Below are 13,422 nucleotides of genomic sequence, written 5' to 3' on the forward strand. Positions count from 1 at the left end.
GCCTCACAGCATCAGGTGGTCCTGCACCACCAGCGGATCGATCTTCTCGACGAAGTTGGGCAGGTCGGCCAGCAGCGTACGGCCCTCGGGACTGTCCAGTGCGGCGTTCAGCGCCTCTTCGGAGTCGAACCACAGTTCGGAGAAGCCGTCGTACGGGAAATGCGGAAAGCGCCCGGGCTCGATCAGGTTGACCGAGTAGCGCCGCATGCCGGGCAGCTTCTTGCACAGTTCCGCGTGCGTGCCGAGCCAGTGGGCCTCGAACTGCTCGCGCGTCAGCGACTTCTTGCGCTGCACGAGGCCGATGCGCTTGTAGGTGATCTGCTGGGCCATGATGTCTTGTCTCCGGTTCGCTAAGGCAGGGCGATCCTAAGGCGCGGTCGCATGGCGAACAATCCGATTTCGGGATACGCCGGGTTCGAGGAATGCGAAGGCCCGGGGCGGCGGCACTTCGGAATCGGCGTCCGCGGCGTTGCCCAAATTCAGATGGTCCCGCCGGGGGCGGCGCTCTAGCATGGCCCGGCATCCAGGGAGACAGGCCGCGGCTGCACCGTCGGCCGTGCTGTCCCCGCCAACGCATGAACGAACGAAGGAGACCCATGAAGAAGATCGGCATGGTGGGCATCGGCCTGATGGGCCACGGCATCGCGACCAATCTGGCCAGGCACGGCCATGCGCTTGCACTGTTCGAGCATCCCGGCAACCAGCCGCTGGACGCGCTGAAGGCCGCCGGCGCCGAAGGCTGCACGAGCCTGAAGGATCTGGCGGCCCGCTCCGAGGCCGTGATCCTGGTGCTGACCGGCTCGCCGCAGGTGGAGGCGGTGCTGACCGGCCCGGACGGCATCCTCTCGGGCCTGCGGCCCGGCAGCGTGGTGATCGACTGCTCGACCTCGATCCCCTCGTCCACCCTGCGCATGGCCGCCGCGGTGGAGGCGGCCGGCGGCCGCTTCCTGGATGCGCCGATGACCCGCACGCCCAAGGAGGCGGCCGAGGGCCGCCTGAACCTGCTGGTGGGCGGCGACGCCGGCCTGCTGCAGGCCTGCCGGCCCCTGCTGGCGTGCTTCGCCGAGAACGTCGCGCACGTCGGCCCGACGGGGGCCGGCCACGGCATGAAGCTGCTGCACAACTACGTCTCGCTCGGCATGGTGGCGCTGCTGTCCGAGGCCGCCGCCTGCGCACAGGCCTGCGGCGTGGCGCCCCAGGCCTTCGTGGACGTGCTGGCCCAGGGCGGCGGGGGCGGCATCGCGCTGGAGCGGCTCAAGCCCTACCTGCTGGCGGCGGACCCTTCGGGCCTGCGCTTCTCGATCGCGAACGCGCGCAAGGACCTGGACTACTACCACACCATGGCGGGTGATGCGGCGTTGCCGCGGCAGATCGCGGCCGCGGTCCTGGCCACGCTGGAATCGGCGCTGCAGCGGTCCGGGCCGCAGGCGCTCGTGCCGGAGCTGGTGTCCATCCTGCGCCAGGGCGCGGGCGCGCCGGGCAGCGACGCCGCGGGCCCGGCCTGATCAGGCCGGGCGAGCAGGCCGCGCGCCGCGTCGCCGCCTCACGCCCCGGCCGCGTCCAGCGCCGCGGTCTCCTGCGCGGACAAGCGCAGGCCGGCCGCCCGCGCGAAGCTGCGGACCTGTTCCACGCTGGTCGCGCTGGCGATCGGCGCGGTGACGCCCGCGCGCCCGATCAGCCAGGCCAGCGCGACCTCGGCCGGCGCGGCGCCGTGCGCGGCGGCCACGGCGTCCAGCGCCTGCAGGATCTTCAGCCCGCGCGCGTCGAGGTACCGGGCCACGCCCTGGCCGCGCGCGCGGCCGGCCAGGTCGGCCTGGCTGCGGTACTTGCCCGAGAGGAAGCCCGAGGCCAGGCTGTAGTAGGTGACGACGCCCAGGCCCTCGCGCCGGCACAGGTCGCGCAGCGGGCCTTCGAAGCCGCTGCGGTCCGCCAGGTTGTATTCGGGCTGCAGCACCTGGTAGGCGGGCAGGTTCTCGCGCCGGGCCACGGCCAGCGCGTCGGCCAGTTGCCCGGCGTCCAGGTTGGAGGCGCCGATGGCGCGCACCTTGCCGGCCGCCAGCAGCCGGGCGTAGGCGCCCAGCGTCTCGGCGTGGCCGGTGTCGGGATCGGGCCAGTGCGAGAAGTACAGGTCGATGCGCTCGACCTGCAGCCGGCGCAGCGAGTCTTCCACGGCCTGCACGATCCAGCGTTCGGACAGGCCCTTGTGGCCGGGCTCGCCCATGTCGGAGCCGACCTTGGTGAACAGCACCACCTGATCGCGCAGGCCGGGGCGGGCCCGCAGCCAGCGGCCGATGATGGTCTCGGACTCGCCGCCGCGGTTGCCCGGCGCCCAGCGCGCATAGACGTCGGCGGTGTCGATGGCGTTGAAGCCGTGGTCCACGAAGGCGTCGAGCACGGCGAAGCTGGTGGCTTCGTCGATGGTCCAGCCGAACACGTTGCCGCCGAACACGACGGGGGCGATGGACAGGCCGGTGCGGCCCAGGGCGCGTTGCTGCATGCAGTTCTCCTTCGGTTCAGACCAGCCCGTTGCGGATCGCGTAGACCGTCAGCTCCGCGTTGTTGGCCAGGTTCAGCTTCTCCAGCGCGCGCGTGCGGTACACGCTGACGGTCTTGGGGCTCAGCATCAGCTCCTCGGCGATGTCCGACAGGCGCTTGCCGCTGGCGATCTTGACGACGGTCTGCAGCTCGCGCTCGGACAGGGCGGCGTGCAGCGCCTCGTGCTGCGGCCGGGCCAGGCTGTCCGCCAGCATCTGCGCGACCTCGGGCGTGACGTACTTGCGGCCCTGCATCACGGTGCGCACGGCGCGGACCAGCTCGGCCGGGTCGCCGGCCTTGCTGACGTAGCCCTGGGCGCCGGCGCGCAGGCAGCGGATCGCGTACTGGTCCTCCGGGTACATCGAGCAGACCAGCACCTTCACCGGCGAGCCGGCCTCGGTCAGGCTGCTCAGCACCTCCATGCCGCCGCGGCCGGGCAGGTTCAGGTCCAGCACGAGCACGTCGCAGGGCGTGCCGCGCAGCAGCTCGCGCACCTCGCCGTAGCTGCCGGCCTCGCCGACGACCTGGATGTCGACGGCCTCGGCCAGGGTGTCGCGGATGCCGCGGCGCACCACGGCATGGTCGTCGCACAGCACGACGCGGATCATTCGGCTTCTCCCGCGGCCACGCGCTCGGCCGCCTCGGCATGCAGGGGAATGGACAGGATGACGGTGGTGCCGCGGCCCGGCTGGCTGGACACGTCGAGCCAGCCGTCCACGGTCCGGGCGCGCTCGGCCAGCCCGCGCAGGCCGAAGGAGCGGGGCTTGGCCAGCGCCCCGGGCGCCAGGCCGCAGCCGTCGTCGCTGACCTCCAGCGTCAGCACGCCCTCGGCGTCGGACAGCTCGATGGTCACGCGGCTGCAGCCGGCGTACTTGGCGGCGTTGGTCAGCGCCTCCTGCGCGGTGCGGTAGGCCACCAGGGCCAGCTGCTTGTCCACCTCGATGCGCTCGCGCGCGGCGCGCACCGTGGTGGCCACGCCGGTGCGCCGCTCGAAGGCCTCGGCCAGCCAGCCGATGGCGGCGACCAGGCCCTGGTCCAGGATCGGGGGGCGCAGGTTCATCATGATGCGCTGGCTGGCGCTCAGCGCGTGCTGCAGCATGTCGGCCGCGGCGGCCACGTGGGACTGCATGGCGGCGTCGCCCTGGCTGTGGCGGGCGATCCAGGCCAGGTCCAGCCGGATGGCGGCCAGCGAGCCGCCGATGTCGTCGTGCACCTCGCGCGCGATGGCGGCGCGCTCCTGCTCGATCGAGGTCTGCAGGTGCTCGGCCAGCGCGGCCAGGCGGCGCTCGGACTCGGCCAGTTCGGCATGGGCGCGGGCCTTGTCCCGGCGCGCCTGCCAGACCTCCAGCGCGCGCTCGATCACGTGCGGCAGCTGGCCGATGTGGTCCTTCAGCACGTAGTCGGAAAAGCCCAGGCGGATGGCCTCCACGGCCACCGTCTCGCCGATCGCGCCGGACAGCAGCACGAAGGGCGGCCGGTGCTCCTGCGCGCGCGACAGCGCCCAGGCGTCCAGCGCGGTGAAGCCGCCCAGGTGGTAGTCGGCCAGGATCAGGCTCCAGGGCGGGCCGGCCAGGGCCCGGGCGAACTCGTCCAGCGTCTCCACGCGCGCCAGGCTGCAGGCCATGCCGTGGCGGCGCAGCGTCAGCGCCACCAGCTGATGGTCGATCTCCGAATCCTCCAGGTGCAGGATGCGGATCGGGGGGGCGGCAGCAGCGTCGTCGGCCATGGCAGGGGCACTTTCGGCGGTCGGCGAGGCCCGGCAAGCGCCTGTCGGCCGGGTGCCTGGGTTCGTCGCCGCATCCTACACATTCGGCGTGAGTCGTTCGGTATGCGATCGAATATCTGCCGTGGATATGTCCGGCGACGGTGCTTTTCGCGGCCCTCGCTACAGCACCTCGTCGGGCGCGAGCGGCCCGATCAGCCGCAGCAGCCATTGCAGGCCCAGGCCGGCGTCGGGCTCGCTGCCGGTGTGGGGCGGCGCGCCGTCGGGGGGCAGCCAGGCCAGCCGGCCGTCCTGCAGCTGCACGCGGTAGGCATCGTGCGCCAGCACCGGCGCGGCCATCTCCAGGGCCAGGCCGGCCAGCGCGCGGCTGCGGATCAGCAGCGCGACCTCGCTGTTCTGCAGCTGCGAGCGCAGGTCCAGGTTCATCGAGCCGACCACCAGCACGCTGCCGTCCAGCACCAGCGTCTTGGCGTGCAGGCTGGCGCGCGAGGCGGACACCGAACCGGCGCCGGCGCCGGCGGCGCGCGGCGGGCTGCCTTCCGAGCCGCGGCGCAGCACGCGCGCGACGCGGGCCGAGCCGCTGGACAGCGCCGAGCCGCCGGGGCCCGGCTCGGCCCGCATTTCGTACAGCTCCACGCCGATCTGCAGCAGCCGCTCGCGGTAGCGGGCGTAGCCGACGTGGGCCAGCGGCGCGTCCGTCGCGGCCAGCGAGTTCGTCAGCACGCGCACGCGCACGCCGGCGGCGCGCAGCCGCGCGAGGACGTCCATCATCGCGCCGCCGGGCACGAAATAGGGCGAGACGATGAACAGGTCGCGCCGGGTGCCGGCCATCAGGCGCAGCAGGCCGTCGACCACCGTGTCCTGCGCGCCGGGCTCCTCGGCGGCGAGCTTGTCGGCCTGGTCGACCAGCAGCAGCGAGGGCGCCCAGGTCAGCCGCGCCGGGGAGAGGTCCAGCGGCGAGGCGCCGCCGGGGCCGGCGTCCGGCAGCGGCGACGGCGCGTCCGGGCGCCGCATCGCGTCGAGCTCCCCGCGCGTCAGCAGCGACGCGACCGGATAGGCCAGCGGGTTGTTCCAGTAGGCGTCGAAGCTGGCCGACATGCGGTGCACGATGCGGCCGGCGGCCAGCACGTCGACGTCGATGAAGTTGCTGTCCGCGCTCTGGCCGAAATAGGCGTCGCCCAGGTTGCGTCCGCCGATGATGCCGATGGCGTTGTCGGCGATGAACATCTTGTTGTGCATGCGGCGCTGCATGCGGTCGAGGTTGCCGAGCGAGCCCAGCAGGCGGCCGGCGAGCGAGCGGCGCGAGCCGGCCAGCGGATTGAACAGCCGGATCTCGATGTTCGGCACGAAGCCCAGGCGCAGGACCTGGGCGTTGGGCCCGGCCGTGTTGAAGTCGTCCAGCAGGATGCGCACGCGCACGCCGCGCGCCGCGGCGGCGCGCAGCCGCTGCGCGAACAGGGCGGTGCTGGGGTCGGCGAGGATGGCGTAGTACTGCAGGTCCAGCGTCTTCTCGGCCGCGTCGATCAGGGCGAGCCGGCTGGCGTAGGCGGCCTCGGTGCCGCCGAGCAGGCGAAAGCCCGAATCCTGGCGCTGGCCGGTGCGGGTGGCGTAGTCGGCGACGGCGCGGCCGAGCGCCGTGGTCTCGGGCGTGCGCAGCGCCCACGAGACCGGGCGCTGCACCTCGGTCGGCAGGCTGCTGCAGCCGGGCAGCCCGCCCGCGGCGAGCAGCAGGGCCAGCCATGCCAGCACCCGGGCCCAGAAAGGCAGGCCGGCGGACGAGCGGAGGGGCGGCATGGCGGCGCCAGCGTAGCGGCACCGGTCCGGCGATGTCTGTAGGCCGGGTCGCCGCATGGCCGTGGGTGTTAGCCGCCTTGCTCCAGCGCTTCCCAGCGTTCCAGCGCCTGCATCAATTCCTCGTCGAGTTCGGCGTGGCGCTGGGCGAGCTGGGCGGCGCGCACGCCGTCGCGTGCGTACAGGGCGCCGCCGTCCAGCTCGGCGTCGATGCGCTGCTGCTCGGCCTCCAGCGCGGCGATGCGCGCCGGCAGGGCCTCGAGTTCGCGCTGGTCCTTGTAGCTGAGCTTGCGGCGCGGCGCCGCCGGCGCGGCCGCCGTCTTGGGCGCGGGCTGCTGGGGCGCTGCCGCCGCGGGGGCGGGGGGCGGGGCCTGTGCGGCGAGGCGCTCGCGCATGCGCTGCGACTGCACCAGCCAGTCCTGCACCGAGCCTTCGTACTCGCGCCAGACGCCCGGCCGTCCGGCGTCCGGCTCGTGCGCGATGATGCCGGTGGCCACGTTGTCGACGAAGCTGCGGTCGTGGCTGACGAGGAACACCGTGCCTTCGTAGCTCTGCAGCAGTTCCTCCAGCAGCTCGAGCGTGTCGATGTCGAGGTCGTTGGTCGGCTCGTCCAGCACCAGCACGTTGGCCGGCCGCGCGAACAGCCGGGCCAGCAGCAGCCGGTTGCGCTCGCCGCCGGACAGCGAGCGCACCGGCGAGGCCGCGCGCGCCGGCGAGAACAGGAAGTCGCCCAGGTAGGTCCTGACGTGCTTGCGCTGGGCGCCGATCTCGATCCATTCGCTGCCGGGGCTGATGAAGTGCTCCAGCGTGGCGTCCAGGTCCAGGGCGTTGCGCATCTGGTCGAAATAGGCGACCTGCAGGTTGCTGCCGCGGCGCACGCTGCCGCCGTCGGGCTGCAGTTCGCCCAGGATCAGCTTGAGCAGCGTGGTCTTGCCGGCGCCGTTGGCGCCCAGCAGGCCGATCTTGTCGCCGCGCAGGAGGGTGGCCGAGAAGCCGTCGACGATGGTCTTGTCGCCAAAGGCCAGGCGCACGTCCTGCAGCTCGGCGACGATCTTGCCGCCGGCCTGGCCGGCGTCCACGTCCATGCGCACGCGGCCCAGGGCCTCGCGGCGGGCGCTGCGTGCGGCGCGCAGCGCCTGCAGCCGCCGCACCCGGCTCTGGCTGCGGGTGCGGCGCGCCTCCACGCCCTTGCGCACCCAGACCTCCTCCTGCGCCAGCAGCTTGTCGGCCTTGGCGTTGACCACGGCCTCCTGCTGCAGCTGGGCTTCCTTCTGCGCCTGGTAGGCGGCGAAGTTGCCCGGGTAGGACAGCAGCTGGCCGCGGTCCAGCTCCACGATGCGCGTGGCCACGCGGTCCAGGAAACTGCGGTCGTGCGTGATCGTCACGACGCTGCCCTTGAAGTCCAGCAGCAGATCCTCCAGCCAGGCGATCGCCTCCAGGTCGAGGTGGTTCGTCGGTTCGTCCAGGAACAGGACATCGGGCCGCGCCACCAGCGCCTGGGCCAGCGCCACGCGCTTGCGCGTGCCGCCGGACAACTCGCCGATGCGGGCGTCGGCCTGCAGGTGCAGGCGCTGCAGCGTCTCCGTCACGCGCTGCTCCCAGTTCCAGGCGTCGAACGCCTCGACCTGCGTCTGCAGCGCGTCGAGGTCATCGCCGTCGCCCCGCAGGTAGGCCTCGCGCGCGGCGATCGCCTGCGCCAGGCCGGCGCTGGCGGCGGCGAACACGGTGTCGTCCTCCTGCAGCTGCGGCTCCTGGGCGACGTAGGCGGTCCGCAGCCCCTGCTGCCGGTGCATGACGCCATCGTCCGGCCGCTCGATGCCGGCGAGGATCTTCAGCAGCGAGGACTTGCCGGCGCCGTTGCGCCCGATGAGGCCGATGCGTTCGGTGTTCTCGATCGCGATCTGCGCGTGATCCAGCAGCGCGACGTGGCCGAAGGCCAGCTGGGCGTCCAGGAGTGTGATGAGTGCCATGGAGGCAAATTATCAGCGCCGTCCAAAAAAGTTTGCGCATGCCGCAAAGGATGGTGTATAGTCATGGGCTTCGCTGATCACAGCGCTTCACGACGACGACAGGGGCCTTCGGGCGGTTGTCGGGGTGGGGTGAAAAAGAGATGCGAAAAAATTCGGCCGGTTCGATAAAACTGTGCTAGAATCTAAGGTTCCGCTGATCGCAGCGCGAGCCGAGAAGAAAAGTCAAGTGCGAGCTTGAGTTCTTCTGATCCTTAAAAACATACAGCCGATAAGCGTGGGCGTTTGGGTGGAGATGCGAAGTTCTTCGGAACGAGTGCATGGCACTCAGATGCTCATGGAAATAGAAGTGAAGTCACTTCAATTCCGTTTTTATGAGTCGCCCGAGAGATCGGGCAAACAATCAAGATCGAACTATAGAGTTTGATCCTGGCTCAGATTGAACGCTGGCGGCATGCCTTACACATGCAAGTCGAACGGCAGCACGGGAGCAATCCTGGTGGCGAGTGGCGAACGGGTGAGTAAAGTATCGGAACGTGCCCAGTCGTGGGGGATAACTACGCGAAAGCGTAGCTAATACCGCATACGATCTATGGATGAAAGCGGGGGATCGCAAGACCTCGCGCGATTGGAGCGGCCGATATCAGATTAGGTAGTTGGTGGGGTAAAGGCCTACCAAGCCTGCGATCTGTAGCTGGTCTGAGAGGACGACCAGCCACACTGGAACTGAGACACGGTCCAGACTCCTACGGGAGGCAGCAGTGGGGAATTTTGGACAATGGGCGCAAGCCTGATCCAGCAATGCCGCGTGCAGGATGAAGGCCTTCGGGTTGTAAACTGCTTTTGTACGGAACGAAACGGTCCTGGCTAATACCTGGGGCTAATGACGGTACCGTAAGAATAAGCACCGGCTAACTACGTGCCAGCAGCCGCGGTAATACGTAGGGTGCGAGCGTTAATCGGAATTACTGGGCGTAAAGCGTGCGCAGGCGGTAATGCAAGACAGATGTGAAATCCCCGGGCTTAACCTGGGAACTGCATTTGTGACTGCATTGCTGGAGTGCGGCAGAGGGGGATGGAATTCCGCGTGTAGCAGTGAAATGCGTAGATATGCGGAGGAACACCGATGGCGAAGGCAATCCCCTGGGCCTGCACTGACGCTCATGCACGAAAGCGTGGGGAGCAAACAGGATTAGATACCCTGGTAGTCCACGCCCTAAACGATGTCAACTGGTTGTTGGGAATTAATTTTCTCAGTAACGAAGCTAACGCGTGAAGTTGACCGCCTGGGGAGTACGGCCGCAAGGTTGAAACTCAAAGGAATTGACGGGGACCCGCACAAGCGGTGGATGATGTGGTTTAATTCGATGCAACGCGAAAAACCTTACCCACCTTTGACATGTACGGAACTTGCCAGAGATGGCTTGGTGCTCGAAAGAGAGCCGTAACACAGGTGCTGCATGGCTGTCGTCAGCTCGTGTCGTGAGATGTTGGGTTAAGTCCCGCAACGAGCGCAACCCTTGCCATTAGTTGCTACGAAAGGGCACTCTAATGGGACTGCCGGTGATAAACCGGAGGAAGGTGGGGATGACGTCAAGTCCTCATGGCCCTTATAGGTGGGGCTACACACGTCATACAATGGCTGGTACAAAGGGTTGCCAACCCGCGAGGGGGAGCTAATCCCACAAAACCAGTCGTAGTCCGGATCGCAGTCTGCAACTCGACTGCGTGAAGTCGGAATCGCTAGTAATCGTGGATCAGAATGTCACGGTGAATACGTTCCCGGGTCTTGTACACACCGCCCGTCACACCATGGGAGCGGGTTTTGCCAGAAGTAGTTAGCCTAACCGCAAGGAGGGCGATTACCACGGCAGGGTTCGTGACTGGGGTGAAGTCGTAACAAGGTAGCCGTATCGGAAGGTGCGGCTGGATCACCTCCTTTCTGGAAACTGCAACGAAGCTCAAACGCTCACACTTATCGGTTGTTGGAAGGTTGTCGCCAACGGTCAGGCATCTGCTGCCTGCTGAAGCGACCGGCTTGGGTCTGTAGCTCAGTTGGTTAGAGCACCGTCTTGATAAGGCGGGGGTCGTTGGTTCGAGACCAACCAGACCCACCATCCCTCCAATGTCCATGCGTTTGCGGGGGTGTAGCTCAGCTGGGAGAGCGGCTGCTTTGCAAGCAGTAGGTAGCGGGTTCGAGTCCTGTCACCTCCACCAAAAAATCGTTCAACACCAAAGCGGCTTTGCCCAAGGCTGCTTTGGTGTTGATCAAGATCTCTTGATCGATCGGCTGTTCTTTAAAAAATTCATAGAGTTCGAATCAGCGTTGCTGGCGGAAAGTGCACATTCGTAAAGGTTTAGTGCATACCGTGCCGCCAGCGACAAATTTGATTGCGTCGAATCGAATATCAAACTTTGTTTGAAATTCAAGTCTTCAAGAAATTGAAGAACGGCATAACGCGTCAGGTGCGAGACCTGACAATTCCTTGGCAACTTTGGTCAATCGTGAGAGGCGTCAAAGTTATAGGGTCAAGTGAATAAGAGCACGTGGTGGATGCCTTGGCAATGATAGGCGACGAAGGACGTGATAGCCTGCGATAAGCTTCGGGGAGCTGGCAAATTAGCTTTGATCCGGAGATTTCCGAATGGGGAAACCCACCTGCAAGGGTATCGTGATCTGAATACATAGGGTCACGAGGCGAACCGGGTGAACTGAAACATCTCAGTAGCTCGAGGAAAAGACATCAACCGAGATTCCGAAAGTAGTGGCGAGCGAAATCGGAGAAGCCTGCTAGTGATAGCGCGACTCTTAACGGAACGGTCTGGAAAGGCCGGCCATAGCGGGTGATAGCCCCGTACGTGAAAAGAGACGTGTGGTACTGAGCTAGCGAAAAGTAGGGCGGGACACGTGTAATCCTGTCTGAAGATGGGGGGACCATCCTCCAAGGCTAAATACTCATCATTGACCGATAGTGAACTAGTACCGTGAGGGAAAGGCGAAAAGAACCCCGGGAGGGGAGTGAAATAGATCCTGAAACCGCGTGCTTACAAAAAGTCGGAGCCCGAAAGGGTGACGGCGTACCTTTTGTATAATGGGTCAGCGACTTACATTCAGTGGCAAGCTTAACCGAGTAGGGAAGGCGTAGGGAAACCGAGTCCGAACAGGGCGATTCAGTCGCTGGGTGTAGACCCGAAACCAGGTGATCTATCCATGGCCAGGATGAAGGTGCCGTAACAGGTACTGGAGGTCCGAACCGACTAGTGTTGCAAAACTAGCGGATGAGCTGTGGATAGGGGTGAAAGGCTAAACAAACCTGGAAATAGCTGGTTCTCTCCGAAAACTATTTAGGTAGTGCCTCAAGTATTACCTTCGGGGGTAGAGCACTGTTTAGGCTAGGGGGTCATGGCGACTTACCAAACCTATGCAAACTCCGAATACCGAAGAGTACAGCTTGGGAGACAGAGCACCGGGTGCTAACGTCCGGACTCAAGAGGGAAACAACCCAGACCGCCAGCTAAGGTCCCTAAAATTGGCTAAGTGGGAAACGAAGTGGGAAGGCTAAAACAGTCAGGATGTTGGCTTAGAAGCAGCCATCATTTAAAGAAAGCGTAATAGCTCACTGATCGAGTCGTCCTGCGCGGAAGATGTAACGGGGCTAAGCCAGTTACCGAAGCTGCGGATGCACAGCAATGTGCGTGGTAGGAGAGCGTTCTGTAAGCCTGTGAAGGTGGCTTGTAAAGGCTGCTGGAGGTATCAGAAGTGCGAATGCTGACATGAGTAGCGTTAAAGCGGGTGAAAAGCCCGCTCGCCGTAAGCGCAAGGTTTTCTACGCAACGTTCATCGGCGTAGAGTGAGTCGGCCCCTAAGGTGAGGCAGAGATGCGTAGCTGATGGGAAACAGGTCAATATTCCTGTACCGATGTGCAGTGCGATGTGGGGACGGATCTTAATAGGTCATCCGGGTGTTGGATTACCCGGTTTAGGCAGAAGTAGGCGTCAGGTAGGCAAATCCGCCTGGCATATACCGAGGCTGCCGATCGAGCGAGCTTGCTCGCGAAGTGATTGAACGAGGTCCCAGGAAAAGCCACTAAGCTTCAGCTGCACACGACCGTACCGCAAACCGACACTGGTGCGCGAGATGAGTATTCTAAGGCGCTTGAGAGAACTCGGGAGAAGGAACTCGGCAAATTGACACCGTAACTTCGGAAGAAGGTGTGCCCTAGTAGTGTGAAGTGAGCAACGGAGCATGAATGGGTTGCAAAAAATCGGTGGCTGCGACTGTTTATTAAAAACACAGCACTCTGCAAACACGAAAGTGGACGTATAGGGTGTGACGCCTGCCCGGTGCTGGAAGATTAAATGATGGGGTGCAAGCTCTTGATTGAAGTCCCAGTAAACGGCGGCCGTAACTATAACGGTCCTAAGGTAGCGAAATTCCTTGTCGGGTAAGTTCCGACCTGCACGAATGGCGTAACGATGGCCACACTGTCTCCTCCCGAGACTCAGCGAAGTTGAAATGTTTGTGATGATGCAATCTCCCCGCGGAAAGACGGAAAGACCCCATGAACCTTTACTGTAGCTTTGTATTGGACTTTGAACAGATCTGTGTAGGATAGGTGGGAGGCTTTGAAGTGCGGTCGCTAGATCGCATGGAGCCAACGTTGAAATACCACCCTGGTGTGTTTGAGGTTCTAACCTAGGCCCGTGATCCGGGTCGGGGACAGTGCATGGTAGGCAGTTTGACTGGGGCGGTCTCCTCCCAAAGCGTAACGGAGGAGTTCGAAGGTACGCTAGTTACGGTCGGACATCGTGACGATAGTGCAATGGCATAAGCGTGCTTAACTGCGAGACTGACAAGTCGAGCAGATGCGAAAGCAGGACATAGTGATCCGGTGGTTCTGTATGGAAGGGCCATCGCTCAACGGATAAAAGGTACTCTGGGGATAACAGGCTGATACCGCCCAAGAGTTCATATCGACGGCGGTGTTTGGCACCTCGATGTCGGCTCATCTCATCCTGGGGCTGTAGCCGGTCCCAAGGGTATGGCTGTTCGCCATTTAAAGAGGTACGTGAGCTGGGTTTAAAACGTCGTGAGACAGTTTGGTCCCTATCTTCCGTGGGCGTTGCAGATTTGAGGAAGCCTGCTCCTAGTACGAGAGGACCGGAGTGGACGCACCTCTGGTGTATCGGTTGTCACGCCAGTGGCATTGCCGAGTAGCTATGTGCGGAAGAGATAACCGCTGAAAGCATCTAAGCGGGAAACTCGTTCCAAGATGAGATCTGCCGGGGCCTTGAGCCCCCTGAAGAGTCGTTCAAGACCAGGACGTTGATAGGTCGGGTGTGGAAGCGCAGCAATGCGTTAAGCTAACCGATACTAATTGCTCGTGCGGCTTGACCCTATAACCT

General features: G+C 64.8%; 7 protein-coding genes, 2 tRNA genes and 2 rRNA genes. 5 read left to right on the plus strand and 6 right to left on the minus strand.

What is annotated here, in order from left to right; all coding sequences use genetic code 11:
• Nucleotides 1–3 precede the first annotated feature (3 nt).
• A complete protein-coding gene (locus QM782_RS10940; RefSeq protein WP_415202945.1) occupies nucleotides 4–330 on the minus strand; it encodes an EthD family reductase in 327 nt (108 codons plus the stop codon).
• Nucleotides 331–596: 266 nt separating this feature from the next.
• Here QM782_RS10940 and QM782_RS10945 point away from each other — a divergent pair, with 266 nt between their 5' ends.
• Complete coding sequence (locus QM782_RS10945; RefSeq protein ID WP_415202946.1) at nucleotides 597–1,505, plus strand: NAD(P)-dependent oxidoreductase; 909 nt, start codon at nucleotides 597–599, stop codon at nucleotides 1,503–1,505.
• A 38-nt stretch (nucleotides 1,506–1,543) separates the two neighbouring features.
• On the opposite strand, the gene QM782_RS10950 is transcribed toward QM782_RS10945, so the two are convergent.
• From QM782_RS10950 to QM782_RS10970, 5 genes are all read right to left on the minus strand, one after another.
• Complete coding sequence (locus tag QM782_RS10950) at nucleotides 1,544–2,497, minus strand: aldo/keto reductase (RefSeq protein WP_415202947.1); 954 nt, start codon at nucleotides 2,495–2,497, stop codon at nucleotides 1,544–1,546.
• Between the two features lie 16 nt (nucleotides 2,498–2,513).
• Nucleotides 2,514–3,143: a response regulator gene (locus tag QM782_RS10955; RefSeq protein WP_415202948.1), complete on the minus strand. Its 630-nt coding sequence runs from the start codon at nucleotides 3,141–3,143 to the stop codon at nucleotides 2,514–2,516.
• Nucleotides 3,140–4,261 (minus strand): ATP-binding protein, encoded by a 1,122-nt coding sequence (locus tag QM782_RS10960; RefSeq protein ID WP_415202949.1) that lies wholly within the window; start codon nucleotides 4,259–4,261, stop codon nucleotides 3,140–3,142. The genes QM782_RS10955 and QM782_RS10960 overlap by 4 nt, the downstream gene beginning before the upstream one ends.
• A gap of 159 nt (nucleotides 4,262–4,420) precedes the next feature.
• A complete protein-coding gene (locus tag QM782_RS10965; RefSeq protein ID WP_415202950.1) occupies nucleotides 4,421–6,052 on the minus strand; it encodes a phospholipase D family protein in 1,632 nt (543 codons plus the stop codon).
• A gap of 68 nt (nucleotides 6,053–6,120) precedes the next feature.
• Nucleotides 6,121–8,019, minus strand: a complete 1,899-nt coding sequence (locus tag QM782_RS10970; RefSeq protein WP_415202951.1) for an ATP-binding cassette domain-containing protein — start codon at nucleotides 8,017–8,019, stop codon at nucleotides 6,121–6,123.
• 408 nt (nucleotides 8,020–8,427) lie between these two features.
• Between QM782_RS10970 and QM782_RS10975 the strand changes: the two genes are divergently transcribed.
• The 4 genes from QM782_RS10975 (at nucleotide 8,428) to QM782_RS10990 (ending at nucleotide 13,415) form a co-directional block, all read left to right on the plus strand.
• Nucleotides 8,428–9,958, plus strand: a 16S ribosomal RNA gene (locus tag QM782_RS10975).
• 98 nt (nucleotides 9,959–10,056) lie between these two features.
• Nucleotides 10,057–10,133 (plus strand) — tRNA-Ile (locus QM782_RS10980).
• Between the two features lie 24 nt (nucleotides 10,134–10,157).
• A tRNA-Ala gene (locus QM782_RS10985) sits at nucleotides 10,158–10,233 on the plus strand.
• Between the two features lie 310 nt (nucleotides 10,234–10,543).
• A 23S ribosomal RNA gene (locus tag QM782_RS10990) occupies nucleotides 10,544–13,415 on the plus strand.
• The 16S and 23S rRNA genes sit together here with 2 tRNA genes alongside, the layout of an rRNA operon.
• The last annotated feature ends 7 nt before the right edge of the window (nucleotides 13,416–13,422 follow it).

Origin of the sequence: Pseudorhodoferax sp. (assembly GCF_047601025.1) — a bacterium.
In the GTDB taxonomy this organism is placed as follows: Bacteria; Pseudomonadota; Gammaproteobacteria; order Burkholderiales; family Burkholderiaceae_C; genus Pseudorhodoferax.

What these genes read in the sequence shown, in the direction of transcription:
- QM782_RS10940 (WP_415202945.1), bottom strand. Translation starts at nt 330, where the DNA reads ATGGCCCAGCAGATCACCTACAAGCGCATCGGCCTCGTGCAGCGCAAG.
- QM782_RS10950 (WP_415202947.1), bottom strand. Translation starts at nt 2,497, where the DNA reads ATGCAGCAACGCGCCCTGGGCCGCACCGGCCTGTCCATCGCCCCCGTC.
- QM782_RS10945 (WP_415202946.1), top strand. Translation starts at nt 597, where the DNA reads ATGAAGAAGATCGGCATGGTGGGCATCGGCCTGATGGGCCACGGCATC.
- QM782_RS10960 (WP_415202949.1), bottom strand. Translation starts at nt 4,261, where the DNA reads ATGGCCGACGACGCTGCTGCCGCCCCCCCGATCCGCATCCTGCACCTG.
- QM782_RS10970 (WP_415202951.1), bottom strand. Translation starts at nt 8,019, where the DNA reads ATGGCACTCATCACACTCCTGGACGCCCAGCTGGCCTTCGGCCACGTC.
- QM782_RS10965 (WP_415202950.1), bottom strand. Translation starts at nt 6,052, where the DNA reads ATGCCGCCCCTCCGCTCGTCCGCCGGCCTGCCTTTCTGGGCCCGGGTG.
- QM782_RS10955 (WP_415202948.1), bottom strand. Translation starts at nt 3,143, where the DNA reads ATGATCCGCGTCGTGCTGTGCGACGACCATGCCGTGGTGCGCCGCGGC.